This window comes from Streptomyces sp. NBC_01296 (genome assembly GCF_035984415.1).
Taxonomy (GTDB): Bacteria; Actinomycetota; Actinomycetes; order Streptomycetales; family Streptomycetaceae; genus Streptomyces.
In genome coordinates this window covers 34,689-61,562 of the sequence record NZ_CP130721.1, presented here as the reverse complement: position 1 = coordinate 61,562, position 26,874 = coordinate 34,689, and the positions used below count along the sequence as shown (strand labels likewise).

At 71.1% G+C, this 26,874-nt stretch carries 27 protein-coding genes; 9 read left to right on the top strand and 18 right to left on the bottom strand.

Features of this window, described 5'->3' with window-relative positions; translation table 11 throughout:
- Positions 1-7 precede the first annotated feature (7 nt).
- The 5 genes from OG299_RS40810 to OG299_RS40790 all read right to left on the bottom strand — a co-directional run bounded on the left by OG299_RS40810 (position 8) and on the right by OG299_RS40790 (position 5,330).
- Positions 8-724: a ScbR family autoregulator-binding transcription factor gene (locus OG299_RS40810; RefSeq protein WP_266636683.1), complete on the bottom strand. Its 717-nt coding sequence runs from the start codon at positions 722-724 to the stop codon at positions 8-10.
- 88 nt (positions 725-812) lie between these two features.
- Positions 813-1,670 (bottom strand): AfsR/SARP family transcriptional regulator, encoded by an 858-nt coding sequence (locus tag OG299_RS40805; protein WP_327364743.1) that lies wholly within the window; start codon positions 1,668-1,670, stop codon positions 813-815.
- A gap of 288 nt (positions 1,671-1,958) precedes the next feature.
- Complete coding sequence (locus tag OG299_RS40800; RefSeq protein WP_327364742.1) at positions 1,959-2,558, bottom strand: ScbR family autoregulator-binding transcription factor; 600 nt, start codon at positions 2,556-2,558, stop codon at positions 1,959-1,961.
- A gap of 754 nt (positions 2,559-3,312) precedes the next feature.
- Positions 3,313-4,542, bottom strand: coding sequence for a cytochrome P450 family protein (locus OG299_RS40795; RefSeq protein ID WP_327364741.1), 1,230 nt, complete (start codon positions 4,540-4,542; stop codon positions 3,313-3,315).
- Positions 4,543-4,643: 101 nt separating this feature from the next.
- Positions 4,644-5,330 carry a ScbR family autoregulator-binding transcription factor gene (locus OG299_RS40790; RefSeq protein ID WP_327364740.1) on the bottom strand — a complete coding sequence of 229 codons (687 nt, stop codon included), beginning with the start codon at positions 5,328-5,330 and terminating at the stop codon, positions 4,644-4,646.
- Positions 5,331-5,683: 353 nt separating this feature from the next.
- On the opposite strand from OG299_RS40790, the gene OG299_RS40785 reads away from it, so the two are divergent.
- On the top strand, positions 5,684-7,513 hold the full coding sequence (locus OG299_RS40785; RefSeq protein ID WP_327364739.1) for an acyl-CoA dehydrogenase family protein: 1,830 nt from the start codon (positions 5,684-5,686) through the stop codon (positions 7,511-7,513).
- A 235-nt stretch (positions 7,514-7,748) separates the two neighbouring features.
- Here the strand turns inward: OG299_RS40785 and OG299_RS40780 are convergent, their stop codons facing one another.
- The 4 genes from OG299_RS40780 to OG299_RS40765 all read right to left on the bottom strand — a co-directional run bounded on the left by OG299_RS40780 (position 7,749) and on the right by OG299_RS40765 (position 12,005).
- A complete protein-coding gene (locus OG299_RS40780) occupies positions 7,749-8,138 on the bottom strand; it encodes a DUF6009 family protein (RefSeq protein WP_327364738.1) in 390 nt (129 codons plus the stop codon).
- On the bottom strand, positions 8,135-9,586 hold the full coding sequence (locus OG299_RS40775; protein ID WP_442817621.1) for a DNA primase family protein: 1,452 nt from the start codon (positions 9,584-9,586) through the stop codon (positions 8,135-8,137). The genes OG299_RS40780 and OG299_RS40775 overlap by 4 nt, the downstream gene beginning before the upstream one ends.
- A gap of 101 nt (positions 9,587-9,687) precedes the next feature.
- Positions 9,688-10,812, bottom strand: a complete 1,125-nt coding sequence (locus OG299_RS40770) for a bifunctional DNA primase/polymerase (protein WP_327364737.1) — start codon at positions 10,810-10,812, stop codon at positions 9,688-9,690.
- Positions 10,813-11,294: 482 nt separating this feature from the next.
- A complete protein-coding gene (locus OG299_RS40765; RefSeq protein WP_327364736.1) occupies positions 11,295-12,005 on the bottom strand; it encodes an alpha/beta fold hydrolase in 711 nt (236 codons plus the stop codon).
- Between the two features lie 44 nt (positions 12,006-12,049).
- Between OG299_RS40765 and OG299_RS40760 the strand changes: the two genes are divergently transcribed.
- On the top strand, positions 12,050-12,502 hold the full coding sequence (locus OG299_RS40760) for a MarR family transcriptional regulator (protein WP_327364735.1): 453 nt from the start codon (positions 12,050-12,052) through the stop codon (positions 12,500-12,502).
- A 46-nt stretch (positions 12,503-12,548) separates the two neighbouring features.
- On the opposite strand, the gene OG299_RS40755 is transcribed toward OG299_RS40760, so the two are convergent.
- Positions 12,549-13,901 carry an AMP-binding protein gene (locus OG299_RS40755; protein WP_266636700.1) on the bottom strand — a complete coding sequence of 451 codons (1,353 nt, stop codon included), beginning with the start codon at positions 13,899-13,901 and terminating at the stop codon, positions 12,549-12,551.
- A gap of 202 nt (positions 13,902-14,103) precedes the next feature.
- The gene (gene gdhA, locus OG299_RS40750) at positions 14,104-15,507 is read right to left on the bottom strand and encodes an NADP-specific glutamate dehydrogenase (RefSeq protein WP_327364734.1); all 1,404 of its coding nucleotides are present in this window, start codon (positions 15,505-15,507) and stop codon (positions 14,104-14,106) included.
- Between the two features lie 231 nt (positions 15,508-15,738).
- Here gdhA and OG299_RS40745 point away from each other — a divergent pair, with 231 nt between their 5' ends.
- A complete protein-coding gene (locus OG299_RS40745; RefSeq protein ID WP_327364733.1) occupies positions 15,739-16,317 on the top strand; it encodes an anthrone oxygenase family protein in 579 nt (192 codons plus the stop codon).
- A gap of 12 nt (positions 16,318-16,329) precedes the next feature.
- On the opposite strand, the gene OG299_RS40740 is transcribed toward OG299_RS40745, so the two are convergent.
- On the bottom strand, positions 16,330-16,863 hold the full coding sequence (locus OG299_RS40740) for an anthrone oxygenase family protein (RefSeq protein ID WP_327364732.1): 534 nt from the start codon (positions 16,861-16,863) through the stop codon (positions 16,330-16,332).
- A 112-nt stretch (positions 16,864-16,975) separates the two neighbouring features.
- Here OG299_RS40740 and OG299_RS40735 point away from each other — a divergent pair, with 112 nt between their 5' ends.
- The gene (locus OG299_RS40735; protein ID WP_327364731.1) at positions 16,976-17,455 is read left to right on the top strand and encodes a GNAT family N-acetyltransferase; all 480 of its coding nucleotides are present in this window, start codon (positions 16,976-16,978) and stop codon (positions 17,453-17,455) included.
- Here the strand turns inward: OG299_RS40735 and OG299_RS40730 are convergent.
- The 3 genes from OG299_RS40730 to OG299_RS40720 form a co-directional block, all read right to left on the bottom strand.
- Complete coding sequence (locus OG299_RS40730) at positions 17,452-18,456, bottom strand: AraC family transcriptional regulator (RefSeq protein WP_266636704.1); 1,005 nt, start codon at positions 18,454-18,456, stop codon at positions 17,452-17,454. The two genes, OG299_RS40735 and OG299_RS40730, sit on opposite strands and share 4 nt — an antisense overlap.
- Before the next feature lie 40 nt (positions 18,457-18,496).
- A complete protein-coding gene (locus OG299_RS40725; RefSeq protein WP_327364730.1) occupies positions 18,497-19,336 on the bottom strand; it encodes an NmrA family NAD(P)-binding protein in 840 nt (279 codons plus the stop codon).
- Between the two features lie 102 nt (positions 19,337-19,438).
- Entirely contained in the window at positions 19,439-19,660 is a 222-nt protein-coding gene (locus OG299_RS40720; protein WP_327364729.1) for a DUF4287 domain-containing protein, read from the bottom strand.
- A gap of 206 nt (positions 19,661-19,866) precedes the next feature.
- Here OG299_RS40720 and OG299_RS40715 point away from each other — a divergent pair, with 206 nt between their 5' ends.
- Positions 19,867-20,421 (top strand): flavoprotein, encoded by a 555-nt coding sequence (locus OG299_RS40715; protein WP_266636710.1) that lies wholly within the window; start codon positions 19,867-19,869, stop codon positions 20,419-20,421.
- A 9-nt stretch (positions 20,422-20,430) separates the two neighbouring features.
- Here the strand turns inward: OG299_RS40715 and OG299_RS40710 are convergent, their stop codons facing one another.
- The 3 genes from OG299_RS40710 to OG299_RS40700 all read right to left on the bottom strand — a co-directional run bounded on the left by OG299_RS40710 (position 20,431) and on the right by OG299_RS40700 (position 22,612).
- Complete coding sequence (locus OG299_RS40710; protein ID WP_327364728.1) at positions 20,431-20,937, bottom strand: DinB family protein; 507 nt, start codon at positions 20,935-20,937, stop codon at positions 20,431-20,433.
- Positions 20,938-21,007: 70 nt separating this feature from the next.
- Positions 21,008-22,189: an epoxide hydrolase family protein gene (locus OG299_RS40705; RefSeq protein WP_327364727.1), complete on the bottom strand. Its 1,182-nt coding sequence runs from the start codon at positions 22,187-22,189 to the stop codon at positions 21,008-21,010.
- Positions 22,190-22,444: 255 nt separating this feature from the next.
- Positions 22,445-22,612 (bottom strand): hypothetical protein, encoded by a 168-nt coding sequence (locus OG299_RS40700; RefSeq protein WP_327364726.1) that lies wholly within the window; start codon positions 22,610-22,612, stop codon positions 22,445-22,447.
- A gap of 322 nt (positions 22,613-22,934) precedes the next feature.
- Between OG299_RS40700 and OG299_RS40695 the strand changes: the two genes are divergently transcribed.
- The 4 genes from OG299_RS40695 to OG299_RS40680 all read left to right on the top strand — a co-directional run bounded on the left by OG299_RS40695 (position 22,935) and on the right by OG299_RS40680 (position 26,753).
- The gene (locus tag OG299_RS40695; RefSeq protein ID WP_266636715.1) at positions 22,935-23,393 is read left to right on the top strand and encodes a carboxymuconolactone decarboxylase family protein; all 459 of its coding nucleotides are present in this window, start codon (positions 22,935-22,937) and stop codon (positions 23,391-23,393) included.
- 286 nt (positions 23,394-23,679) lie between these two features.
- Complete coding sequence (locus OG299_RS40690) at positions 23,680-24,354, top strand: ScbR family autoregulator-binding transcription factor (RefSeq protein ID WP_266636716.1); 675 nt, start codon at positions 23,680-23,682, stop codon at positions 24,352-24,354.
- Between the two features lie 207 nt (positions 24,355-24,561).
- On the top strand, positions 24,562-25,830 hold the full coding sequence (locus OG299_RS40685; RefSeq protein WP_266636717.1) for a ParA family protein: 1,269 nt from the start codon (positions 24,562-24,564) through the stop codon (positions 25,828-25,830).
- A complete protein-coding gene (locus OG299_RS40680; protein WP_266636718.1) occupies positions 25,827-26,753 on the top strand; it encodes a ParB/RepB/Spo0J family partition protein in 927 nt (308 codons plus the stop codon). The genes OG299_RS40685 and OG299_RS40680 overlap by 4 nt, the downstream gene beginning before the upstream one ends.
- Positions 26,754-26,874: the final 121 nt, after the last annotated feature.

Here is a 26,874-nt window from a genome sequence, read left to right as displayed (position 1 = left end):
CACACGGTCACGCGGTGCTGCCCGAGAACACCGGCCGGGACCGGCGGGCCGTGGGTTCGTCCGGGGCGCCGACCAAGGCGTCGCCCACGAGGCGGGGCGCGGGATCGGTACCCGGCATCCCGACGCGGAAGTTCTTCTCCGCGCCCTCGGGCACCAGGCAGGGCAGCAGCAGCGACCACACCCCGGCCACCCGGCGCTGGAGCTCGGCGTACGGCATTCCGGTGCCGGCCAGCGACTCGATCCCGCAGCTCGCCGCGGCGACCAGCGACTCGATGCTCTCCCAGCGGCCCTCGGCGCGCAGTTCACCCGCGTCGCGGGCCTGGCGCAGCAGTCCGCAGACCTCTGCGAGCCAGATCCGGTGGAAGTCGGTGGCGAGCGCGGGCAGTCCCGCGCATTCCTTGGTGATGCGGAAGCTGGCCGGGATCGCCGGCTCCTCGCGCAGGTTGAGCGCGAGCCAGTGCGTCGTGCTGATCAGCGTCTGGAGCGGAGAGAGACCGGATGCGCGCAGTTCGCGCACCGACTCGTGCAGCAGCTCGCAGCCTCGCCGCTGGACCGCCTCCGCCAGTTCGTCTTTGGAGGCGAAGTGGAAGTACAGCGCCCCCTTGGTCACTCCGGCGAACGCGGCGATCTCGCCGAGCGTCGCGTTCGCATAGCCGTTGCGGTGGAACATCTCGGCCCCCGCATGGACGAGCTTCCTGCGGGTCCGCTCCGACCTGTCCTGCATCACGCTGCCTCCTCGGCCCGTGGTCCGGGCGCGCGTCCGGCCCGGCGAGCCGATCGCGGCCGCGTTCCTCGTATCGCGTACGGCCATCTCAGCCCACGCGTACGAGTCGCTCGCTGTTCGTGTCCGTGGCCACCGGACTCTCGGGGCTGGCCATCAGGATCGAGCGCTGCAGCCGGCGCAGGGCGGCCGACGGCTCGAGCCCGAGTTCGCGCACCAGGGTGGCGCGCAGCCGCTGGTAGACGTCGAGGGCCTCGCCTCGGCGGCCAGAGCGGTGCAGGGCCAGCATGAACTGGCCGTGCAGGTTCTCGTGGGTGCGGTACCGACTGGCCAGCACGGTCAGCTCGGCGAGCAGCTCGCGGTGCCGCCCGAGCCGCAGATCGGCCTCGATGCGCTGGTCGAGCGCGCAGAGCCGGGTCTCCTCGAGCCGCCGCGCCTCCATGTCCAGCTGGATCCCGCCGTGCACGTCGGCGAAGGCCGGCCCCGACCACAGGGCCAGCGCCTCGCGCAGCTGCCGGGCCGCGCCCGGGAAGTCGCCCGCGTCCATCGCCCGGTAGCCGATGCCGGCGAGCCGGTCGAACTCGCGGACGTCGCTGGTGCCGCCGCCGCTGTTGAGCAGGTAGCCGCCGGGCAGCGTGACGAGCACGTCCTTGGCGGTGCGTCGACCTGCGGCGCCCGCGACACCTTCGCCGCCTTCCGCGGCGGCCGCGCCCTGCTCCAGTGCACTCGCGATGAGGGCCCGCAGCTGCAGCACGTAGGTCTGCAGCGTGGTGCGTGCGCTGCGCGGCGGTGCACCCGCCCACAGCTCCTCGATCAGAGCCGACACCGGGACGACCTGATCGGCATGGAGCGCGAGCAGCGCCAGCACCTGTCGCGGCTTGGGGGCTGTCGGCGTTACGGAGACTCCATGCTCCCGAACCGCCAGTGTGCCCAGTACTTCGATGTCCACGCGTACTCCCCTGTCCGTGGATGAGCCTCACTCAGTAAAAAACAGGACTGGCGGTTTGTCAATATGAAACCGACCGTGCTGTTTTTATTTCTTAGCTCACCTAACGAACCCTCAAGCATCGCCTTGACCTGCATAAATACAGGACAGGCCGCAGCGGGTCCGCCCCATGAGTCGCTCCATCTCCCCTCTAGGGCTGACCGAGAGGCGAGTCAAACAAACTAAGAGGTCTGGAACATGGGGAAGCCCCGGTCTTCGTGCGCATCCACGAAGACCGGGGCTCAGGGGCAACTACAGCGGGCCGGTCCCCTTGGAGTCGAGGTCCGCGAGAAGGGCCGCCGACACGACCGTCGGCAGCAGCAGGCGCCAGAACCGGGTGATGGTGGAGGCCGAAAGCCACGCCGCCTCCCGCGCCCCCAGCACCTCGAACCCCACGGTGGCGGCCACGACAGCGCTCACCACGTCCGAAGCAGTGACATCCGGGCGCAACTCACCCTCGGAGTCGGCCTGTCTGAGCGTCTCCGCGACCCAGCGCCGCCACCACTCGCGCAGGTCGATATGCGGCGGGCGGGACATCTCACCGCTCAGCTCGAACCCGGCCCGCAGCACCACGTCCCCGCGCAGCGCAGTCGCCAGCCGATGGGTCACGTCGACCAGGAGCTGTATACGGCTTGCCCCGAGCGGGAGCCCGGCTTCGGTGACGGCCAGCAGCCGGGCCAGCGCCGCCTCCTCGACCGCGTCGGTCAGCGCGGCCTTGCTGGTGAAGTGGTGGTGCAGCGCGCCGTTGCTCACCCCGGCCAGCGTACTGATCGCGGTGAGTGACGCCACCGCGAACCCCTCCCGGTCGAAGATCTCGGCCGCGGACCGGATCAGGGTGTCGCGCGTTCGCACCGCGCGTTCCTGTTTGACCATCAACTACTCCGTCACTGCAAGGGGTTGCCACGCCTGCGGAGGGCAGGCGGCCAGGGAAGCTGCGACGAAGCCGGCCGGGGAGCTGGACTCGCCGGCGCCCCCGGCACCACCGCTCACAGTCACACCAGGCCGCTCCCCACGATGCAGCGAGCCCCACTACCCGAGAGTCTAACAAACCGCTTGCGCGGTTTTAATAGTATTGCGGAGCTGAACGCATCACTACCGGCAGCGGTGCGCCGAGTTCAGACAGGTGTATGCGAACGGGCTGCGCCGACGACACGCCCGACCCGGGCGACACATGACACACAGGCAAGATCTTCATCACGATCAACGGACCGTTCCACCACGTGCGACAGACGGATCGTGAAGCAGGACGGGACGGCAACGGCTCTACAGCCTGGCTGAGAACAAGCGGGACACCAGGGCCGCGATCAGGCCCCTCCGCCGCCGCACAGGGATCTGCGATAGGTGCCGGGGGTGGTGGTTTCCGACCACGCTCCGCCCCCTGCGGGGCCGTCCACCGGCAGATGACTCCACCCATTCGGCATACGATCCGACTTCAACAAACCGCTAGTGCGGTTTCTGTGCACGGTCGAAGGACGCCCGTCGAATCCACGGGGAGAAGGAGCGGCGAAGGCTCCCTGCCTACCGTCCGGACACAACAGAAAGGCTCCGCGGCCGAGTTCGCCGCGGAGCCTGTGGCTCTGTCCGGTACGCCGTGTCCGGCACCCGCTCAAGCCTGGCGCAGCACCACCGGCAGAGCCGCATAGCCGTTCAGTATGAAGGTGGGCAGCGGCTCCAGGTCCTGTTCCGGGCAGCCGAGGGCCACGTCCGGGTAGCGGTCGAAGAACGCCGCGAGGGCGGTGGTGGCCTCCAGTACGGCCAGTGGGGCGCCCAGGCAGCGGTGCACGCCGTGGCCGAATCCGAAGGTGTCGCGGTCGGTGCGCAGCAGATCGAACTCCGCGGCGTCCGCCCCGTACCGCTCCGGGTCGCGGCCGCCGCCCGCGAAGGAGACGAGGATGGCGTCGCCCTGCCGGATCTTGACCCCGTCCAGGTCGATGTCCTCCACCGCGAAGCGCATGGGCGAGTAGCTCACGGGGCCGTGGACCCGCAGCGTCTCGGCGACCACGTCCTCCCAGCCGGCCCGGCCCTCCCGTACGTGCGCCAGCTGCCCGGGATGGGACAGCAGCGCGCCCAGGGCGTTGGTGATCAGCCCGGACGTGGTGTCCTGGCCCGCCGCGATCAGCAGGAAAAGGGAGCCGAGCAATTCGGCCTCGGTGAGCGCGTCGCCGTTGTCCCGGGCCTCGATCAGCGAGGACGTCAGGTCGTCGCCTGGATCGGCCCGCTTGGCCGCCACGTGCTCGGCCAGCAGCCCGAAGGCCGTCATGCGCGCGGCTTCCATCTCGTCCGCCGAGACCGTCGTGCTGAACACGGTGTGCAGGGCGGCCGCCAGCGCCTCCCGCCCGGCGCCCCGCTCGACTCCGAACAGCTCGCATATCACCCGCAGGGGCAGCAGTTCCGCGAACGCGGAACGCAGGTCGACGGGCTGGCCGGCCGGCACGGAGTCCAGTCCGTCGAGCAGCTCGGCGGTCAGCTCCTCGACCCGGGGCCGCAGGGCCGCGGACCGCCGCGCCGTGAACGCCCCTGCGACAAGGCGGCGCAGCCGACTGTGTTCCTGGCCGTAGGCGAACAGCATGTTCTCGTTGGCCACCCAGGGATAGAGCGGCCACTCGGGCGTTATTCGCCCGTCGATGAACTCCGGCCAGTGCCGTCGGGCGTCCTTGGAGACCCGCGGGTCGAGCAGCAGGCGCTCGACGTGCTGCTGGCCCACCACGGCCCAGGCGCGGACCCCGCCCGGGAGCTCCACCTCGACCGCCGGTGCCTGCTTCCGGAGCATCGCGACCTCACCCGCGATGTCCCGCCCCGCCACGTCCAGCGCGTACGGGCAAGCAGCCATGTCCATCTGTGCACTCCATTCGGTTGGTCGTTGCGTTTCCGTGCGCCATCACACTCACGCGCACCGAGGAGAACATCGCGCCCCCTCCCCCGTTCCGTTCGACGGCGCTAGGCCGCCTCGGACGCCGCCTCGGCCTTCGCGGCGCGCAGCCTGACGGCCGCTTCGTACACGCGCTCCGCGCGGTCCGCGGCGAAGTCGAGGCGCACCAGCACCCCGGGCATGGCGATCGCGGTCAGCAGCGTCCGCATCAGGTCGGTCACCCGTTCCACCATGTCCGCGTGCCCGGTCATGATCTTCGAGAGAACCTGGACGCCGGTGAAGCTGCCGGTGAACATCTTGGCGGTGGCCTCGATGTCGACGTGCGGAAGGAGTTCCCCGCACTCCTTCGCACGGGTGAGCAGCGCCGTATTGTGGTCGTTCCAGCCCTGCATGGGGATGCGGCGGTCCAGGCCGTCGACCGGGGTGCCCTGGTCCACAGTGAGCCGCACGCTCCCCCGTACCAATGGGTCGCCCTTGTGCAGCAGGTGGGCGAGGACCAGTGCCTCGTCCAAGCTCTGCTGCAGGAACAGTTCCGACTCCGGTACCGGCGGCAGGGCTCCCACCTGCCCGGCCAGCACTGCCTGGGCGAGCTCTTCCTTCGAGGTGAAGTGGAAGTAGAGCGCTCCCTTGGTCACCCCGGATTTCTTGAGCACTTCGGAGATCGTCGCGGACTCGTAGCCGACCTCGTCGAACAGCTCCGCCGCCGCGACCAGGATCTTCTGCCGTGTACGAATGGCTCGCTCTTGCCGCGCCATACATCCTCCGCTACCACTCGGGACAAGAACAAACCGCCAGGTTTGCACTCTCCCCCGTGCTCACGCGGCGTGTTCACCGCGCTACCGTCCGATATCACCCCTGGTCAGCCGAAATGCCAACCAAGCCATCCTCGACTATATCCGCCTTCCGAGAAAAAAACCAGGGCACCGGTTTTTCATGTCAGGTCTTGAAAACAAAACCGGTTAGTTCGTATCTTTGGGCTCTGCGTAACTTGTACTTCGGTTCCTAACGGGGGGATGGTCCGATGTTGGCACTGACGCGTGAGTATGCGGAGACCTATCGACGCAGCGGGAATGGTGTGGTTGACCGCCACCCCGCCCCGATCAGCGTTTTGCCTGCTCAGCGGGGCTCGACCAAGCCTCGCCCCAGATCTGCCACCCAAGAGCTGACCCACCTGCTCTTCGACCGCGACGACCGCGAGCGGGTCCACGGGGGCTGGCGGCGACTCCTCGCCGGCAAGGCCTTCTCCTACCTTCCGGAGCTGACTCCGGACGAGCGGACGGCGGTTTCCTACGAGCGTCTGCGTCTGGTCAACAGCACGGTCGACGATCCGGCGGCGCTGGCGCACGACGCCCGGCTGCTGGCCGGGCTCCACGAGTGGACCGGGTTCGTGGACGGGGGCCTGTGCACCATGGCGAGCATCCACTACAACCTCTTCATGGGGAGCCTGCTCGACCACGATTTCTACGGACGGGAACTGTCCGCCTTCACCTCGATGCAGCGCATCGGGACCTTCCTGTGCACCGAGCTGGCACACGGCAACGATGTCGCCTCACTGCAGACCGTCGCCGTCTTCGACCGGGCGACGGACGGCTTCATCCTGAACACACCCAATCCGGGTGCGCGCAAGTTCATGCCCAACACCAGCCTCATCGGCGGTCCGAAGAGCGCCGTGGTCGCGGCTCGGCTCCTGGTCGACGGCGAGGACCAGGGCATCTTCCTGTTCCTGACCCCGCTGAGCGACCACGCCGGGCACCTGCCCGGGGTCACCGTCCGCCAGCTGCCGCACCGCACGGGAACGCCGGTCGACCACTGCCTCACGTCCTTCGACCACGTATGGCTGCCGCGTGAGGCCATGCTGGAGGCCGACCACGGCCGGCTGGACGAGGACGGCACGCTGACCAGCGCGCTGGGAAACCGGCGCAAGCGCTTCCTGCGCTCCGTCAACCGCGTCACCGCGGGCAAGCTCTGCATGAGCGCCGGCACGTTGGGCATGGCACGGGCCGCGCTGGCCATAGCGGTGCGCTATGCGCACCACCGGCACGTCGGCGGCCCGAAGACCGGCCAACGCATCCCGGTAGTCCGCCACCGCAGCCACCACGGCCGGCTGCTGCACTCCCTCGCGAACGCCTACGCCATGACCTTTCTGCACCGGACGGTGATGGACCGCTTCGTCGCGCACCAGGAAGCGGAGCGTGAAGAGGTGGAGCGCCTGGTCGCCGTCGCCAAGGGCTGGATCACCTGGCAGGCGCGGGAGATCACGACCGAGTCCCGCGAACGGTGCGGCGCGCAGGGTCTGTTCCCCGCCAACAGGATCTCGGACCTGCCCGGGAACATCGAGGGCGGGATCACTGCAGAGGGCGACAACCTGGTGATATGGGTGAAGGCCGCCGCCGAGATGGTCTTCGGGCACCAGGTGGGCCCCATCAGCTCGGACACCCGGCCGGCCGCCGAACGCGACCTGACGGACCTGCGCTTCCTGCGCGACTTGCTCGCCTCCGTCGAACGGACCTGGCAGGCACGCGCCCGCATCGCACTGCGCCAGGGCCCCTCCGGGGACCCGGTCGGCCGCTGGAACGAGTCCTCCGGCGCCGCGCTGGAGATGGTCTCGGCCCATGCAAGCAGGCTGGCGGCCGACGCCTTCCTAGAGGCGGCGGGGCAGGCGACCGACCCCACGACCCGCAAGCTGCTCTCGAACCTGTGCAGGCTGTTCCTGCTCCAGCAGCTGCGCCAGCACACCGGTGACCTGCTCGCAGAGCAGCGGCTGACGGTGCAGCACGTACTCGGTCTGCACCAGACGATCGACGCAGTCCTCGCGGAGCTCGCCCCGCACATGATGACGCTCGTGGACGCCTTCGACCTGCCGGACGAGTACCTCGCCGAGGTCCCCATCGCCAACGCGGGCTACCTCGACCACTACCAGGAGAGCGCCGCCTTCTGACCCGGCCGCCGCGAGTCGCGCCGCCGACTCGCCGCTCGCGGCGCACGGGTGTCAGTGAAGGGAACGGGACGGCGCTGCCTCATGGGGTGACTGCGTCCGCGTCGGCCCGATCAGGACGATCACGAAGCGAACCACCCCGTACCGCGCACCTTCCCCGACCACCTTGTGCAGTTCCCTGTCGTCCAGTGCGAAGACGAGCCCCCTGCCCCGCCGCGGGCGGCACCGTCTGGCCGGTCTACGGCCGCAGTTCGCGCATCGCCGAGGACATGGGGCCGCCCTCCGAGCGCTCGGTCTTGCGGCCCTTGATGCCCGGCCCCAGCGTCCGGGCGTCCACGGCCTCGGCCGGCGCCCCCCGCGCGTACAGCCCGTCGGGGGCGGTGTCCCGGTCGTGCGGAAGCAGCCAGAACACCCGCCGCCGGAAGGTGCCGGAGGAGCGCGACGGCTTGGCCTTCGGCCCCAGCAGGGCGTACCCGACCATCCGGCCGTCGCGGTGGTACGCGGGCCTGCCCCGCCGCGTCGGCAGCCGGTCGAGGCTCTGGCGGACGTAGTCGAGCCGGCTGATGTCCTCGAGCCAGACGAGGTCCACTTCGTGGACGATCTCGTCCTCTGCGATGAGGGCGCTCATGCTGTCTCCTCGTCCGCGAGCAGGCCGATGCCCGGGTAGTACTTGCGCTGGTTGGACAGGATCATCTCCTTGGGCGACGCCAGCCCCACCACCTCGCGGACGCGTGCCGCGAAGGCCCGGGAAGAGATCGCCGGGGCCCCCTCATTCTGGCACCAGCTCCTGTAGGCCGCGTAGAGCCGGGCCTGCTCCGCCCGCAGGTCGGGTTCGAGCCGGCAGGTCTCGCCGATGAAGCGCCCGGTGTGGTCCTCGGTCTCGGCGTACGCCGTGGTCGCGATGCGGACCCGCTCGGGGCCCGTGAGGTCCTTGTCGCCGCCGAGGTACCGACGGGCCCCCTCTATCAGCCAGTTGAGGATGCCCGGACCCTCCTGGGTGACGAGGATGTCCGCCAGGTTGTCGATCTTGCGGTCGTCGGAGACGACCCGCTCGAACGGGATCAGCCGCATGCGCCGCCAGAACGCGAAGCCGCCGGTGCCCACTTCGGGGCGGTGGTTGCCGAGCAGCCACAGCTTGTGCGTCGGCTCGAAGCTGAAGAAGTCCTGCCGCATCCGGCGCGCCTTGATGCGGTCGCCGCCGGTGAGCAGCTTGACGCGGGCCTCGTCGAAACGGTCGCCCGGCTTGACCTCGCTGCACACGATCACCCGTCGGCCGTGCAGCTCCGCGAGGTCGGTCGGGTGGCCCTCGTACGGGCGGGCCATCAGGAACCCGGGGGGCGCCGCGTCCGCGTAGTCGCCGAGCAGCTTCATCAGGACGTCCAGCAGTACGGACTTGCCGTTCTTGCCGGAGCCGAACAGGAACGGCATGACCTGCGCACCCACGTCGCCGGTGACGGAGTAGCCGAGGAGCAGTTGCAGGAAGTCGATCATCTGCGCACCTTCGGCCCCCTCGCCGAAGGTGTCGGTCAGGAAGCGATTCCAGCGCGGGGTGGGCATCGGCCGGGGCGCCGCCGAGGTGGAGCGCGAGTGGAAGTCTTTCGTGGGCTCGGCAAGGCGTATGTGCCCGGTGCGTAGGTCCACGACGCCCGCGGGGGTGCACAGCGCGTACGGGTCGGCGTCCAGCCGGGCCGCGTTGAGCACCATGCCCGGGGCGGACTTCGCCTGGGTGAGCATCGCGTTCATCCCGCTGGTGCTGAGCGCACGGCGGCGGTGCTGCTGCAGCGCGGCCGAGGTGTGGATCCCGCGGGGGTCGGCGGCGGCGATGCTCTCCGCCAGGTCCCCGGCGGCCCATACGACCGTGTCGTCCTCGTCGATCTGCCAGCGGGTGCCGTCCCACCGGAACCAGCCGATGCCGGGGACGTGGCGGTAGTCGTTGTTGTAGAGCTTGACGAACAGTTTGGCGTTGCCACGGTCGCTGAGCGTGTCGGGCAGCAGTCCGTCCGCCGTCGCCTCGCCGGCGGACGCCGCGATGCCGGCGGCGCCCGCGTGGGAGCCCCGGGCATCGCCGAACTCCATGGTCTCCACGGACTCCTGGGGAGCCGGGACGGGCTGCGCGAGGATCTGCGCGGCGACGGCCTGCACGTCGAAGCCGGACAGCATGCTGTCGTTCTCCACGCTCACACGCGGCCTCCGAGCGCCAGCGGGCGCGCCAGACCCGCGCCGATGCCGCCGCTGATGATGGCGCTGCACCGACGCTGCTGCCCGGGGCGGGCCCGCTCGGCCATCTCCTGCAGGGCGCGGGCGGCCTCGGCCCCGGTGACGTACCCCGCGGCGACCAGTCCGCCCGCCGTGTAAGCGGCGCGGTTCAGCTTCTCGGAGAACGCCGCCCCCTCGGGTACGGCTGCGCAGGCGGCGACCTCGGCGAGGACCCCCGCCAGGACCCGCTCCGAAGCCCCGCGTTCGCCGCCCGCGGCGATGACGGCCTGCCGGGCGCGCGGCGGCACGGGCCGGGGCCCGGACACCGCCGGGGACGAGGGCGCCGACGGCAGGTGCCCGGTGCGCTCCAGCTCCCGGGCGAGCCAGCCCGGCAGCGGCGCGGGCACGCGCGTGGCCCCCACGGGCCGGTAGACGCCCGCCGGGGTCACGGTCCCCGGAGCCACGATGTACCCCCCGTGCGCCCGTACGTCGACCTGCCAGGCCAGGGCCCGGCTGCCGCCCGATCCCGCGGAGCACTGCCAGCGGTGGCCTCCGGCGTTGCGGTACCACACGTGCAGGCCCCCGGAGGGCGTGCGCACGCGCAGGGTCGACTCGTCGTCCGCCGGACTGGCGGCGCCCCGCAGCGCCGCCAGCACGCCCAGGGTGTGGAAGCCGTTGGCCAGCCCGGTCAGGTCGACCGTGTCGGATATCCCGACACCGGGCAGCAGCCGTTCACGGTCGGGGAGTTCGCGCGCGTGCGCGTCGATGTCGATGACGACCAGGCCTGCGGGGCCGGTGGCGACACCGACCCCGAGCTCGGGGCGGGCACCCCACCACTGCTCGATCCGTTCGAAGTCGAGCGTGGCTGCATGGAATCCATGGCACCAGCGGCCCGCCCGGAGACAGTCGCACGCCCCCCGGTTGTGGCCCGGGGCGCGGCACCCGTCGCAGTTGCCCACCGGCGTCTTGCGGCCCGAGGCAAGGGGGTGAACCGGCCACCCCTGACGCGCACACCATCTGGCAGTCGTCAAAGGCCGCGATGCGACCGTTGCAGCTCTGGTGAACTGCCGTGGGTCGCTGCGCGAAACCCGCAGCTCAGCTGCCATTCACTTCCCCCATCAGCGACTGAAGCGACTCAACGCCCAAAATCAGATTAGCGAAACCCCTGAGGGACGAGAGGCAGATGAGCCAGAACAGGTGTGCGTGTCCACAGGGGGCCCCAGCGACCGAGCGACTGAACGGTCAGCTACCGAATCTCTTTCAGTCGCTCGCCGAGCAGCTCACAGAACACCAGGTCACAGGCCTGCGCAAGACTGAACAGCGACCGAAGCGACTCAAGTCGCCTATATATGACGCACACGCGCACACACGCGCACGCACGCCAATGTCTCCATATACCTGAGCCTTCAGTCGCTTCAGTCGCTGCCGCATCCACATCAGCCCTCTGACCTGCACCTTTCCCCAACCGCTTGCAGCGACCCAGCGATCGTTCAGTCGCTCCCCTTCAGTCGCTGCCCCCGCACCCGCCCCTTCCGGGCTGCTCGAGCCCGCCTGGGCCGGGGGTCTAGCAGGAAGCAAGCGACTTGGGTCAAGGCCTCGTGGCGAGCAGGGACCGGAGCTTCTCCGCGTAGGCCCTGGGGTGCGTGGTGTTCCCGTTGTGCCCGCCGGGGAAGGTCTGTATCTCGGCGCCCAGAAGGTCCGCCAGTTCGGTGGCGCACCGCCGGTCGAACACCCTGGCCGGCGTGTCGGCGCCGACCGCGGGGACGATCCGGGTCTGCGTGCGGGTCAGTTCGGCCGGGTCGAGGGTGTCCTCGATGACCGCCGACAGGTCGTGCTCGATGAAGTAGCCGAAGTTGACCCGCCGCTGGTCGTCGATCGGCTGCGGGGTCAGGCCCGGCTCGGCGTCCTGCCGGGAGGGGTCTATGCCCACCACCCGGGCCATCTCCGGAAACACCCCGCTGAGCCCGCTCGCCCGGTACAGCTCCTGCAGCCCGGCGAGCTCCGCCTCGTGACGGTCCCGCAGCTGCGCCGGCAGCAGCCGCGGGGCCACCGGCTCGTGAGCCACCAGGGTGCTCAGCTGTCCCGGATACCGCGCGGCCACATGCAGCCCGATCAGGGCGCCCATGCTGCACCCCAGCATCAGGGCGGGCTCGTCGGTGACGACCGCCAGCAGCCGGTGCACGTCCTCGGCGTGCTCCGCGAGCGACGTGGTCCGCCCGGGCTCCTCGAGCCGGCTGCGGGAGAGACCGCGGCGGTCGTAGGTCAGGACCCTGAAGGTGTCGGTGAGATGGGGAACCATGTCGACGGTGCGGCCGGCATCCCCCTCCCCGCTCTGCGCGATGAATGGATGGAATCGAACTGTTCCTGCTGGGCCGCGCCCTGATGAAGCTCGGTGAGGAAGCCCTGCCCGAACCCCCCGGCGGATCGGGCCAGTACGCGGGCAGCACCCGCTCCGTGGTCATCGTCGCCGGGGACATCGCCGCGCACCCCGACACCACCGTCGGCGAGACGGCCCAGCGCACCGGGCTGCCCCAGAGCCAGGTCTCCACCGCCGTCGCCCGCCTCCGCGAGGCCGGTTCGGTCCGGACGGCCCCTGACCCCGCCGACCGCCGCCGCACGCTGGTCCGCCCGGCCACGACGGTCTCCGACCGCGTGGCCGCTGTCCGGGCCGCGGGCTCCTCCAAGGTCGAGGAAGCCCTCGCGAAGGCCCTCGGCAGCACCGCGGCAGCCCGGCTCCCGGAGGTGACCGAGGCCCTGGAGCTCCTGGCCCGCCACCTGGTCCGGGAACCCCGCTAGCCCGGCCCCGGCCCCGGCCCCGGCCCCGGGCTCAGGCCCCGCGCCCTCAGCCGGCCTGCGGGCCGAACTCCCCCGTCAGCAGGAGCTTCTTCTGCGGCTTGCCCATCGCGTTGCGCGGAACCGCCGGCACGAACCGCACCTCGCGCGGCCGCTTGTGCACGGACAGGTGCGCGGCGACGAACTCCGTGAGCTCGGCGCCGCTCACGCCCTCCGCGACGACGAAGGCGACGATCCGCTGCCCCAGGTCCGCATCCGGCACCCCCACCACCGCGGCCTCGCTGACCTTGGGGTGGTCCAGCAGCGCGTTCTCGATCTCCCCGGCGCCGATCCGGTAGCCGCCCGACTTGATCATGTCGATGGAGGCCCGCCCCACGATCCGGTGCACCCCGTCCGCCTCGTCCACGGCCGCGATGTCGCCCGTACGGAACCACCCGTCCTCGGTGTACGCGGCCGCCGTGGCCTCCGGACGCCCCAGGTATCCCGCGAACAACGTCGGCCCGGTCAGCTGGAGTTCCCCGATCTCGGCGCCCGGCTCGGCCGCGACCCGGGTCCGTATCCCCGGGAGCGGGGTGCCGACCGTACCGGGGCGGACCTCGCCGCCCGCACGCCCGCTGACGGTGATCAGCGTCTCCGTCATCCCGTACCGCTCCACGGGCCGCAGCCCGGTCAGCCGCTCCAGGTCCCGGAAGACCGGCGCGGGCAGCGCGGCGCTGCCCGAAACCAGCAGCCGGGCCCCGGACAGCGCGGCCGCCGCCTCCGGAGCCCCGGCGATGCGGGACCACACGGTCGGCACCCCGAAGTACAGGCTCCCGCCCGCCGCCGCATACGCCTCGGGCGTCGGCCGCCCGGTGTGCACGAGGCGGCTGCCGGTGCGCAGGGCCCCGAGCACGCCGAGCACGAGCCCGTGCACGTGGAACAGCGGCAGACCGTGCACCAGCGTGTCCTCGGCGCTCCACTGCCAGGCTTCGGCGAGCGCGTCCAGGTCGGCGGCGAGCGCCGCGCCGGTCAGCACCACGCCCTTGGGCGCGCCCGTGGTCCCGGAGGTGTACAGCACCAGCGCCGGGTCCTCCGGCGCGGCGGCGGGCCCGTTCCAGTCGGAGCGGCGGGCGAAGTCCACGTCCACGAGCACCGCCCCGGAGTCCCGCAGGATGTGCTCGCGCTCGGCGGGCCCGGCATCGGGCGGCAGCGGTACGAACGGCACCCCGGCCAGCAGCCCGCCGACCATGGCGGCGACGGTCTCCAGGGAGGCAGTCGCGGTCACCGCGAAGGCCTTCGCCCCGGCCACGTCGGCGGCCACCGCGCGCGCGGCGCCCAGCAGCTCCTCGTACGAGGCGGTCCGCCCCGCAACGCCGATCGCGTCCTTCCGGTCGCCGTACACCCCGTCCAAAGCGGTCAGCACGGTCACGTCCCCCTCGGTGTTCTCATCGCCTGGTCGGCCCCAGGCTACGGCCCGGGTCCCGCCCACCGGGCAACACCGGCCCGCCTGCGCTCGAGGCGGAGTCGAAGCCCGCTCCCGCCCGCCCAGCGGCGCCGCGCCGCGCCACACCACCCGCGCGGCGCCCCGTAAGGGGCCCGGGGCCGGAGCCCCGGGCCCCTTACGGTCAGATGACGCCCTGCGCCAGCATCGCGTCCGCGACCCGCTCGAACCCGGCGATGTTCGCGCCGGTGACGTAGTCGCCCGGGGCCCCGTACCGCTCTGCGGTCTCGTACGCGACGGCGTGGATCGAGCGCATGATGCCCGCGAGCTCCTCCTCGACCCGCTGCGCGCTCCAGGCCACCCGCCCGGCGTTCTGGCTCATCTCGAGGGCGCTGACGGCGACCCCGCCCGCGTTGGCCGCCTTGCCGGGCCCGAACGCGACCCCGGCCTCCTGCAGGATCCGTACGGCCTCGGGAGTGGTCGGCATGTTGGCGCCCTCGGAGACCGCCTTGACCCCGCCCGCGACGAGCGTACGGGCGTCCTGCGCGTCCAGTTCGTTCTGCGTGGCGGAGGGGAAGGCGACGTCCGCCGGCACCTCCCAGACCCGCCCGCCGGGCACGAACCGCGCCGAGGACCCGCGCCGGGCCGCGTACTCGCTCACGCGCCCGCGCTCGACCTCCTTGATCTGCTTGAGCAGCGCGAGGTCGATGCCCTTGTCGTCGACGACGTAGCCCTTCGAGTCCGAGCACGTCAGCGGGTTCGCGCCGAGCTGCTGGAGCTTCTCGATCGTGTACAGCGCGACATTGCCGGAGCCGGAGACCACCGCGGTCAGCCCGTCCAGCGACTCGCCCCGGACCTTCAGCATCTCGGCGGCGAACAGCACGCTGCCGTAGCCGGTCGCCTGCGGACGGATCGCGGAGCCGCCCCAGCCCTGGCCCTTGCCTGTCAGGACGCCGGCCTCCCAGCGGTTGGTGATGCGCCGGTACTGGCCGAAGAGGTAGCCGATCTCGCGGCCGCCGACGCCGATGTCCCCGGCAGGCACGTCGGTGTGCTCGCCGATGTGCCGGTGCAGCTCGGTCATGAAGGACTGGCAGAAGCGCATGACCTCGGCGTCCGACCTGCCGTGCGGGTCGAAGTCGCTGCCGCCCTTGCCGCCGCCGATGCCCAGGCCGGTCAGGGCGTTCTTGAAGATCTGCTCGAAGCCCAGGAACTTCACCACGCCGATGTCCACCGACGGGTGGAAGCGCAGGCCGCCCTTGTACGGGCCGAGCGCACTGTTGAACTCGACGCGGTAGCCGCGGTTGACGTGGACGCGGCCCCGGTCGTCCTGCCACGGGACGCGGAAGAGGATCTGCCGCTCGGGTTCCGTGAGCCGCTCCACCAGGGCCACGGCCGGGTCGGCGTACTCGGGCCGGGCGGCGAAGACGGGGGCCAGGGTCTCGAGGACCTCCCGTACCGCCTGGTGGAACTCGGGCTGCGCGGGGTTGCGGCGCTCGATCTCGGCCCGCAGGTCTTCCAGCCTGTCCTTCGAGTCCTTCACGTGTGTCCCTCCAGGGAGTGCGCGGTGCGTAGACGACGGCAGGTGCATGGTGTCCGCGGGACCGCGCGTACCGGACGCCTCCGAGCAGAGCGCGCTCCGGACACGCCTTTTCGGAAAAATGTTTCCGAAAAACGGCCCCGGCCCCCGGCGGAGGCTACCGCCCAGAGAGTCGTTCCGGGGAGGGCTTCCGTTCCCCGGACGGCGGACATCCCCGCGAATCCCCCGCGACACGCGGCCGCACTGCCCCTACCATCGGCAGCCTTGACGATTCGATGACCCGTGCATGACCGCGAACAGACCATGCGCAGGCCGCGTACGGACCACGAGCAGCGCCGAGCAGACCGCCAACAGGGGGAAACCGACGTGGACATCGCAGGGCTCGTCTCACTCATCGCCGCGACGATCACGACGGGCCTGATGGCGGGCCTGTTCTTCGCCTTCGACGTCTCGGTGATGCCGGCGCTGGGACGCTCGGACGACCGGACGTTCATCGCGGTCATGCAGCGCATCAACGTCGCCATCGTCAACGGCTGGTTCATGATCGGCTTCCTCGGCTCCCTGCTGTTCACGGGCCTCGCGCTCGCCCTGCACCTCGCCTCCGGGGCAGCCGGGGCGGCGCCGCCGCTGATCGGTGCGCTCGTCGCGTACGCCCTCCAGCTCGGTGTCACCGGCCGGGTCAACATCCCGCTCAACAACGCCCTGGACCAGGCCGGCCCCGTCGAGCGCATCGCCGATCCGGCCGCCGTCCGGCAGGCCTTCGCGTCGCGCTGGGTGCCGGCCAACCGCTGGCGGACGCTGCTGTGCACGATCGCCCTGGGCTGCCTGGCCTGGGCCCTCGTACTGCACGGCCGCCTCTGACGCCGTCGCGGCTCAGCGCGCGGCGGCCCGCCCGTACTGCACCAGCGCCCGCGCGAGGGCCGTCAGGGCCGCCGTGCAGAGCAGGGTGCGGATGATGTTCGTGGTCACCCAGGTCCCCTTGAACTTCTCCACGATCGAGAAGTCGGTCAGCTTCGCCGCGTCGCCCGCGTCGGCGAGCTCGTTGTTCAGCGGGATGTTCACGGTGAAGGTGATCACCAGCATGACGAGGTAGAGGGCGGCCGCCGCCCCCACCCACACCGCGACCCCCCGCCGGCCCTTGCGGTACTCGAGGACCGCCGAGGCGACGGCGACGAGCAGGGCCATCACGAAGACGGTGCCGAACAGCCCGTTCCCGTCGATGACCGCGTTGAAGTTCTGCATCGCGGTGACGTACGTCCGCTCGTCGCCCCGCGCCAGCCCCGGCATCACCGAGACGTCGAAGGCGAAGAACAGGCCCGCCATCAGGCCCACGAGCACGGTCGAGACCATGAGCCAGACGGTCGCTATCCGGTTGCGGCCACCTGCTGTGTTCGTCTGCGTCTGCACGAGAGGCTCCCCTCTGGTTGGTCCGGTCGATCCGGGCGTACTGCCACGGGTTCTGATCTCGTCTCGAAATTTCCGGTGCCTGCGCAGGACACGCCCTCGGTAGGGTGCGGCCATGAGCACCTCCGCACTCCGCCTGGAGCCGGTCACCGCAGCCAACTTCGACGCGGTGTGCGCGATACGGGTACGCCCCGACCAGGCCCACCTCGTCTCCCCCGTGGTCAAGTCCCTGGCCGAGGCCTACGTCCACGGGGAAACCGCCTGGCCGCGCGCCGTCGTCGACGGCGACGAGGTCGTCGGCTTCGTCATGGCCTTCGTCGACATCGCCTGGGCCCCGGAGCGGGACCCCGCCGACATCCGCTCGGGCATCTGGCGCCTGAACGTCGATGCCGCCCACCAGGCCAAGGGCTACGGCCGCTTCGCGGTCCGGGCCGTCGCCGCCGAGCTCCGGCGCCGCGGCGCCGACCGCGCGTACGTCACCTGGGAGCCCGGCCCCGGCACCCCCGAGCCGTTCTACCTGGGCCTCGGCTTCCGCCTCACCGGCGAGGCGAGCGGCAGCCAGACCGTCGGCGTACTGGACCTCCCGCCCGCCTAAGCCGTGTCCGGCAGGACCACCGTGCGCGGGGGCCCCGCGGCCGGCGGCCCGGCGGCCGGGGCGCCGGCCCCCGTACGGAACTCCTGCGGGCTGACCCCGCGGACCCGCTTGAAGGCCGTCGACAGAGCGAACGCCGAGCTGTAGCCCACCCGTCGGGCCACCGTCGCCACCGTGGCGTCCGGCTCCCGCAGCAGATCGGCCGCCAGGGCCAGGCGCCACCCCGTCAGGTAGGCCATCGGCGGCTCCCCGACCAGCTCCGCGAACCGCCGCGCCAGCGAGGCCCGGGAGACCCCGGCCTTCTGCGCGAGCTCCTCCACCGTCCAGCCGTGGGCCGGGTTCTCGTGCAGCAGCCGCAGCGCCCGCCCGACCACCGGATCGCCCTGCGCCCGGTACCAGCCCGGGGCCCCCGATCCGGGGTCCGCGAGCCACGTACGCAGCACCCCGATCAGCAGCAGGTCCAACAGCCGGTCCAGGACGAGCTCCTGGCCCGGGTCGTCCCGGGAGATCTCCGAGGCGAGCAGCCCGATCAGGGTGGCGTCCGCGGCCGCCGCCGGTCGGACCAGCACCGTCGGCAGCGCGCCCAGCAGCCGGCGGCCAATCTCGCTCGGCGCCTGGTAGGTGCCGCTCAGCATCACCGCCGACCCGGCGTCCTGGAACTCCGCGCCCCAGGTCCGCACCCCCAGCGCCATGGACTCGCTGACGTCCTCGCCCGCCTGCGTGCTGCACCGCTGGTCCGGGTCCACCGTGATCTGCACCGGCGTTCCCGGGGCGTCCGCCAGCGTGTACGGCTCGGGCCCCCGTACGACGGCCACGTCCCCGGGGCCGATCAGCACGGGCGTGCCCCCGTCGGGGAGCAGCCAGCCCGCCCCGTGCACCATCGTGACCACCGACAGCGGGGCCCTGTCCTCGATCCGCACCGCCCACGGCGGGTTGAAAACGGACTTGAGGAGGAAGGCGCCCCGGGCTTTGGGTCCTTCGAGGAGGCCGCTCAGCGTGTCCATGGGCCCATCCTCTCCCGGCGCCCTGCCCCGCGACAGGGACTCAGACGTCCCAGACACCGGTCGCCGCCGCGTCACGGGCGAACTCGGCGAAGTCCTTCGGCTTCCGGCCGAGCACCTCCTCCACCCCGTCCACCAGATGCGCGTTGCGCCCGTCCAGGATCAGCGTGAACAGGTCGGCGAACTCCTCCGGCAGGCCGTGCTCGCGGAGCACCGCCCGGTACGCCTCCTGGGAGACGGGGACGTACGTGATCGTGCGCCCCGTCGCCTTCGACAGCTCGGCGGCGACGTCGGTGAAGCTGATCAGCCGCGGTCCGGACAGCTCGTACGTCCCGCCGATGTGCCGGTCGTCGCCCAGCGCGGCCACCACCACGTCGGCGATGTCGTCGGCGTCGACGAAGGCCTCCACGGCGTCGGCGGTCGGCAGGGCGATCTCCCCGGCCCGTACGGGCTCCAGGAAGAAGCTCTCGTCGAAGTTCTGGTTGAACCAGCTGGACCTGACGACCGTCCAGTCGGCGCCGGACGCCTTCAGGCTCTCCTCGGCGCGCTGCGCGGCCTCCTCGCCCCTGCCGGACAGCAGGACCAGGCGGCGCGCCCCGGCGGCCACGGCCGCCTGCGAGAACGCGCCGATCTGCTCGGCGGCCCCCGGGAAGGCCAGGTCGGGGTAGTAGGTCACGTACACCCGGTCGACGCCCTCCAGCGCCGGGCCCCAGGTGACGGGGGCGTTCCAGTCGAAAGCAGGGGCTCCGGTACGGGAGCCGATCCGGACCGGGCGGCCCTGGAGCCGGAGCTTCTCGGCGACGCGCCGGCCGGTCTTGCCGTTGCCCCCGATGACGAGGACGGCGGGGTCGGCGGAGTTCGTGTGCTGCGGTGTCCGTGTCATGGCTCCAGTCAAGCCCGGCGCCGCGAGACGGAACATCGCCGAAAAGCTCAGCTCCATACGCGTACGTCCACGCCCTGCCCCCGCACACGGCGGCGCAGCCCCTCAGGCTCGGGCCCGCCCCGCGTCCTCGCCGAGGGTGTGCGCGACGAGGGCGTTGGCGTGGCCGTGCCCCAGTCCGTGCTCGGTCTTGAGCCAGGAGACGAGCTCCATGTGCTTGCTCAGCGGAGAGGACCGGATCAGGTCCTTCCATTGCGCGACGGGACGTCCGTACTTCTTCTCGATCGAAGGGAAGTAGCTGGCGGGGCCCTTCACCGGCTCGCTCATCTCTGCGGTGCTCCTGTCCGTACGTCGTGCGTGCTTCGCCGTCACAGAGGTAGACGCCGGCCCCGCCCGAAACTCATCGCCCGCAGCCAAAGATCTCGGAAAAGTCACCGGAACAACGATCCGCACAGCCATGCGACGTTCACCCGTATGGCCGATCGCGCCACCTCAACTATGGTCGAGATCAACTCATGTGATCACATGGCGGTATGACCCCCACGAGGACGCTCTACCTGCTCTGCTCCGCCGCCCCGCCCGTATTCGACGTGGCCCACGTCGTCGAGGACGCCCAGTCCCGCGGCTGGGACGTCTGTCTCGGCCTCACCCCGACCGCCGCGCACTGGCTCGCCGGAAGCCTCGACGGCCTTGCCGCCCTGACCGGTCACCCCGTGCGCTGGCAGTACAAGCTCCCCGGCGAGCCCGACGTATGGCCGGCCGCCGACGCCATCCTCTTCGCCCCGGCGACCTTCAACTCCCTCAACTCCTGGGCCCTCGGCCTCACCGACCGCTTCGCCATCGGCGTCGCCGCCGAGGCGATCGGCAAGGGCACCCCCGTCGTCACCATGCCCTGCACGAATGCCGCCCTCGCCGTGCACCCCCAGTTCGACCAGTCCCTGGCCACCCTGCGCGGCGCCGGCGTCACCGTCCTCTACGGCGAGGACGGCTTCGTCCCCGGCCCGGCCGGCCCCGACGCCCCGTCCCATTTCCCGTGGCCGGTGGCCCTCACCGCCCTGGACGCCGTGACCGCCCCGCGCATCCCCTGAGGGCGGCGGCTACTCCCCCGTCACGCCGTCGATCGCCTCGCGCAGCAGGTCTGCATGCCCGTTGTGCCGGGCGTACTCCTCGATCATGTGGGCCAGGATGTAGTGCAGCGAGTACGCCTCGTCGCCGTAGTGCCCCGTCACATCGAGCGACCCGGCGGCGTCCACGATCGCCCGGGAGCGCGCGCACGTCTCCTCCCAGACCTTGAGCGACTCGGCCGGGTCCGCGTCCTCGACGTGGAAGTCCGTCCACTCCCCGGCCTCGTTCTTCGGAAAGTAGCCGCGTACGTCCTCGTCGTTCAGGACGTTGCGGAACCAGCTCCGCTCGACCTCCGCCAGGTGCCGGACCAACCCGAGCAGGGACAGCCCGGACGGCGCGACGGCCTTGCGCCGCAACTGCTCGTCCGTCAGCCCCGCGCACTTCATCATCAGGGTGTCCCGCTGCCACTGCAGAACGCTGGTCAGGGTGGCGCGCTCGTCACCCACCAGCACGGGCCGGGTCCGCTGTTCGTCGATCATCAGGCGATGATCACAGCCGTACGCCGCCCCGCACGCGCCATTTCACATGCCGGACCTCACCTCCCGGACCTCACCTCCCGGACCGCAGCCCCCGGAAGAAGGCCCGGATGTCCCCGACCAGCAGCTCCGGCACCTCCATCGCGGGGAAGTGCCCGCCCCGTTCGTACGAGGTCCAGCGCACGACGGAGTCGGTGTGCGCGGCGATGTGCCGCAGCGGAACGAAATTGTCGCGGGGGAAGTCGGCCAACGCGGTCGGCGTGGCCGACACCTCGGGGGGCAGTCCGTAGTAGTCCGCATGCGCGCGCTCGTAGTAGATCCGCGCGGCGGACCCGGCGGTCCCCGTCAGCCAGTACAGCATCACGTTGGTCAGCATCTGGTCCCGGTCGATCGGGCACCCAGGATCACTCCACTCGGCGAACTTCTCCCCGATCCAGGCGAGCAGCCCGACCGGCGAGTCGTTCAGTCCGTACGCGAGGGTCTGCGGCCGGGTCGCCTGGATGTCGGCGTACCCCTGCCGCTCCCGCGCCCAGACCCGGTACCGCTCCCACGAAGCCAGCGTCCGCTCCCGCTCCGCCTCACTCAGCCCGGCCAGTTCCTCGGCCCCGGGCTTCTCGGTCGCCCCGCCGCCGGGCAACAGGTTCAGGTGCACCCCCACCACGTTCCCCGGCCTGATCCTCCCGAGCTCCCGCGACACGGCGGCCCCCCAGTCCCCGCCCTGCACCCCGTACTCCGCGTACCCGAGCCGCTCCATCAGCACCCCGAAGGCCCGCGCGACCCGCTTGAACTCCCAGCCGGTCTCCCGGGTCGGCCCGGACAGGCCGAAGCCCGGTATGTGGGGCAACACCAGATGAAAGGCATCGGCGGGATCCCCACCGTGCGCCCGCGGATCGGTCAGCGGCCCGGCCACCCGCTGGAACTCGACGAAGGATCCGGGCCAGCCATGGGTCATCAGCAGAGGCGTGGCATCCGGCTCGGGCGAGCGCACGTGCGCGAAGTGCACCTGAGCCCCATCGATGACGGTGGTGTACTGCGGCCACTCGTTCAACCGCGCCTCGGCGGCCCGCCAGTCGTACCCGGTACGCCAGTACCGCACGAGCTCCTGCAACTCCCCGAGCGGCATCCCGTAAGCCCGCCCCACCCCCGGCAACTCATCGGGCCACCGCACCCGATCCAGCCGCTCGGCCAGGTCCTCGAGCTCCCGCTCGGCCACATCAACCCGAAACGCGTGCGCCCACTCCCCAAGATCACTCATGCGGGCAGGTTAGGGGGTGCCTGACCACCGTTAACGCCGTTAATGCCGAAGGCCCACCCGGGCGGGAGCATTAACGCCGTTAACGCCGGCAACCCGACCTGTCCCAGCGAGGACCGTTGCGCCGGACGCCTGCCGGGGCCCGGACCATTAACGGCGTTAACGCCCCGGGCACCAGCCGGACGGACCGTTAACGGCGTTAACGCCGGGCGCCAACCCGGCGGCAGACCGTTGACGGCGTTAACGCCGTTAACGCCGTTAACGCCGAAGGCCGACCGCCCCCTTGGCCTCCCGCTCCCGCAACGCCCGTACCACCGGCCCGGTGACCGCCGTCGTCACCAACGCCATCAGCACCAGCGCCGTGAACAGCTCCGCCCCGATCACCCCGAGCCCGAGCGCCACGTTCAGCACCACCAGCTCCGTCACCCCGCCCACCACCATGCAGTGCCGCCGCCCAGCAGCCCCACGTCCGTCTTCAGCCCGCTCCCGACGAAGAACAGCGGCAGCAGCACAGACACCGCGAACTCCCGCATCCGCTCCGCCGCCGCCTCGCCCCGAACAGCGCGTGCACCCCCATCGCAACGAACCGCCCGACACTTCCGGCGGTCGCGGCGTTAACGCCGTTAACGCCCGCCGGAAGAAATCTCCCCCAGCCGGTCACACTCCCGCCCGCCCATCCGTCAGTGCAGTGAAGACAACGAAGCGAAGCCGACCACGCAGCAACCGCACCCACCCACGGGAGACCGCAATGACCGCACGCATGGGAAACCCCGCCCTCGTCGTCCCCGGTGCCATGGCCGGCCTGACGGCCATTGGCAAGGCCGTCGTCGCCACCGGCGTCAGCGAGCGCACCCTCGAGCTCGCCCACATCCGGGCCAGCCAGATCAACGCCTGCGGCGTATGCCTCGACATGCACCCCCGGATCGCGAAGAAACTCGGCGAGACCGACGAGCGGATCCACGCGATCGCCGGCTGGCGCGACACTCCTTACTTCACTGATGCCGAGCGCGCCGCCCTCGCCCTGGCGGAGGCCGTGACCCGCGTCGCAGACCGCAGCAACGCGGTCCCGGACGAGGTCTACGACGAGGCGGCGAAGCACTACGACGAGCAGCAGCTCGCCGCCCTCATCCTCTCCATCTCCACGGTCAACATCTGGAACCGCCTCAACCTGGCCACCCGCCAGCAGGCCGGCACCCCCTGGTCCTGATCCCGTGGTCCTGCCCCCGCCCTTGCCGACCGTTAACGGCGTTAACGCCGTTAACGGTCTCCGAGGCGGCCCGTCCTCCCAAAAAGTAATAGTTAAAACCACCCCAGGACCCTACAAACCATCACTCGCCCTCCCCTAAAAAGTACTTGTCGACTGGTTTTCTTTGCCGCCGCCCCACTAGATTGACCTTGTACGAGCCTCCGCCGCAGCGACGACCACAGCTCGCACCCCGGCAACAGACACCAACCGCCAAGCACCAGCGGGCGGCAAGCGGCAGGGAGACCACATGGCAAGGGCCCGCCAGGAACGCGCCGAGATCACCCGGCAGGCGATCCTCGACGGTGCGGCCATCGCCTTCGACCGCTTCGGCTTCGGCGGCGCCAGCCTCAGCGACGTGGTCAAGCACGCCGGGGTCACCAAGGGCGCCCTGTACTTCCACTTCCAGTCCAAGGAAGCCCTCGCCCGCGCCCTGATGGACGAGCAGTTCCAGGTCGCCGCAGGCGTCCCCGCGGTCGAGGAACCGGGTCTGCAGACCGTCATCGACCTGACGCACCAGATGGCATACGGACTGCGCGCGAACGTCCGCATCCGCGCCGGCATCCGCCTGGTCATCGAGTTCGGCTCCTTCACCAACCCGGACCCGACCCCGTACAACGCCTGGATCGACACCGCCCACGGCTGCCTGAAGCCGGCCCAGGAGCGCGGCGACATCCTCCCGTCGCTCGACGTGTACGACCTCTCGACGCTCCTCGTCGGATCGTTCACCGGAATCCAGGTCACCTCGCACGTCCGCACCGGCCGCGGAGACCTGCACACCCGGGTCGTCGACCTGTGGCACTTCCTGCTCCCGGGGATCGTGCCCGCGCACCGCATCCCCCACTTCGACCCGGCGGGCTCGCCCGCCTGCCGGGCCGAACTCGGTCTGCCTGCCCCGGAGTCCTCCGCGGTTCCGGTCGGCTGACGACGTATCCAGGGCGGCCTCGCACACGCCGTGGCGAACCACGGGGGTGCTCGCTACGGCGTGTGCGAGGCCGCCCTGTCGCGTACCCGGATCCGGCCGCGACACCCGCGCCCCCACCTGCGCCTCACCCGCGCTCACACCCACATCGTTAGCAAAACCCAAGCGTGGCGCCCACATCCGCCCGCGAACGTTAGTAAAGTCCCTCTCATGACTTCGCCCTCGTCTCAGAGCGACCGAGAGAAGGTCGTCTCCAAGCTCCCCCCGTGGCTCCGCCAGGAGTTGAAAATCCGCACCGCCCAGCTGCGGATCGACATCCAGGACGCCGTTCACCAGGGGATCGCCCACTGGAGCGCCCTCGCCTCCGCCCCCTCCCCCGTCGACACCTCGGGCGCCGAATCGTTCTCCACCTGGCTGCCCGCCGGCCAGTGGGAGTCCTTCCGCGCCGGCTCCAAGGACCGCGGTGTCTCCCTCATCCAGGGGCTGGCCCAAGCGGTCCGCCTCTGGCTGGAGATGAACCCGGCGCCCACGGTCAAGCGGCCCTCCGTCGTACGCCGCATCGTCGTGTGCAACCAGAAGGGCGGCGTCGGCAAGACCGCCATCACCGCCGGTACCGCCGAGGCCCTCGCCGAGGACCCGGAGACCCTCCACCCGGTCCGCATCGCCCGCCAGCTGGCCCGCGCCGCGGCGTCCGACGAGGGCAGGCAGGGCGAGCAGCCCCACCCCGAGACGACCCCCCTGGACCTGGAGGACCTCCCGGGCCTCGGCATGCGCGTCCTGCTGATCGACTTCGACCCCCAGGGCCACCTCACCAAGCAGCTCGGCCAGCAGCCGCTGCCCATCGGCGGCGACAGCCTCACCTGCCACATGGCCGGCGAGGCCAAGGGCCCCCTCGCCGACCTGATCGTCCCCATCCCGGACCAGCGCTTCGGCAACCGCCTCCACCTCCTGCCCGCCTGCACGGACGCCTTCCTCCTCGACGTCCGCCTCTCCACGGTCCGCGCCCGCGAGGCAGCCCTCGAACGCGCCCTGGGCCCCGTCGAATCCGACTACGACGTCATCCTCATCGACTGCCCGCCGAGCCTCGGCCTCAGCATGGACGCCGCCATCTACTACGGGCGCCGCCGCGACACCGAACAGCCGGGCGCCTCCGGCGCGCTGATCGTCGTACAGGCGGAGGACTCGTCGGCCGACGCGTACGACCTCCTCACCTCCCAGATCAACGACCTGCGCGACGACCTCAGCCTCGACATCGACTACCTCGGCCTCGTCGTCAACCTCTACGACGGCCGCCGCGGCTACATCGCGACCTCCTCCCTCCAGGCGTGGATGGACATAAAGGATCCGCGCGTCGTCGCCGTCGTACCGGACCTCAAGGAACAGCGCGAAGCCGTCCGCGTGAAGCAGCCCCTCTTCGTCTACTCGCCCAAGGGCGACCAGGCGATCGCCATGCGCGCCCTCGCTAGGGAGATCTCATGAGCAAGGCCGACAAGCTCGGAGTCTCGGCATCCTTCGCGCGGGCCCAGCCCGTCGGCGTCAGCTCCCGCCGCGCGGCGATCGCGGAGGCCACCGGCGCCCCCACCTCCGGGATGGTCCCGCCGTCCGAGGTCCCCATCGAGGCGCTCGCCCACAACCCGTTCAACCTCCGCGAGGACCTCACCGAACTCGAGGAGCTGGCCCAGTCCCTCGTCTCCCGCGGCCAGCTCCAGCCCCTCGCGGTCGCGACCCGCATGGCCTTCATGGAGGCGCACCCGGGCCAGACCGACGGGCTGGGGCGCGCCCCGTACGTGGTGATCGACGGCAACCGGCGCCTCGCGGCGGCCCAGCTGGCCGGCCTGAAGACCATGCACATCCACGTGAACGACGCCCTGTCCGCCTCCGCGGCGGACATCCTCGAGTCTGCCCTGATCGCCAACGTCCACCGGGTGGACGTCGCCCCCATGGACCAGGCCCGCGCCCTCCAGGAACTCGTCGACGTCCACGGCTCTCAAGCCCAGGTCGCCAAGCGCCTGGGCAAGACGGCGGCCTGGGTCTCCCAGCGCCTGACCCTGCTGAACCTCACTCCGAGCCTCCAGGAGAAGGTCGACACGGGCGAGCTCAAGGTCGAACCGGCCCGCCGCATCGGCCGCCTCCCCCAGGAGCACCAGGAGGCCGCGGCGGACGAGACCCTCAACACGGTCGCCCCTCCCCGCCAACGCGCCCACCCGACGCCGACCGTTAACGCCGTTAACGCCGTTAACGCTCCCCCTTCGCCCCCCTCTCCCCCAGCACCCCCGACGCCCTCGACACCGCGGATCACGATCGCGACGGACACCCCGGAAACGATCGCGGACGCCCTGACGGCCCACCTCACCCCGGACGACCTCAAGGCCGTCACCGAGCTCCTGCTGCTGCGACTCTGAGCCAGGCATCCGAGGCAACACCCACGACGGGGGCGCTGACGGCATTAACGCCGTTAACGCCCCCACGTGCGTTTCGTGTGCGTTCGATCGTGCGATTCGCATAGGCTGCCCTTGGAGGTAC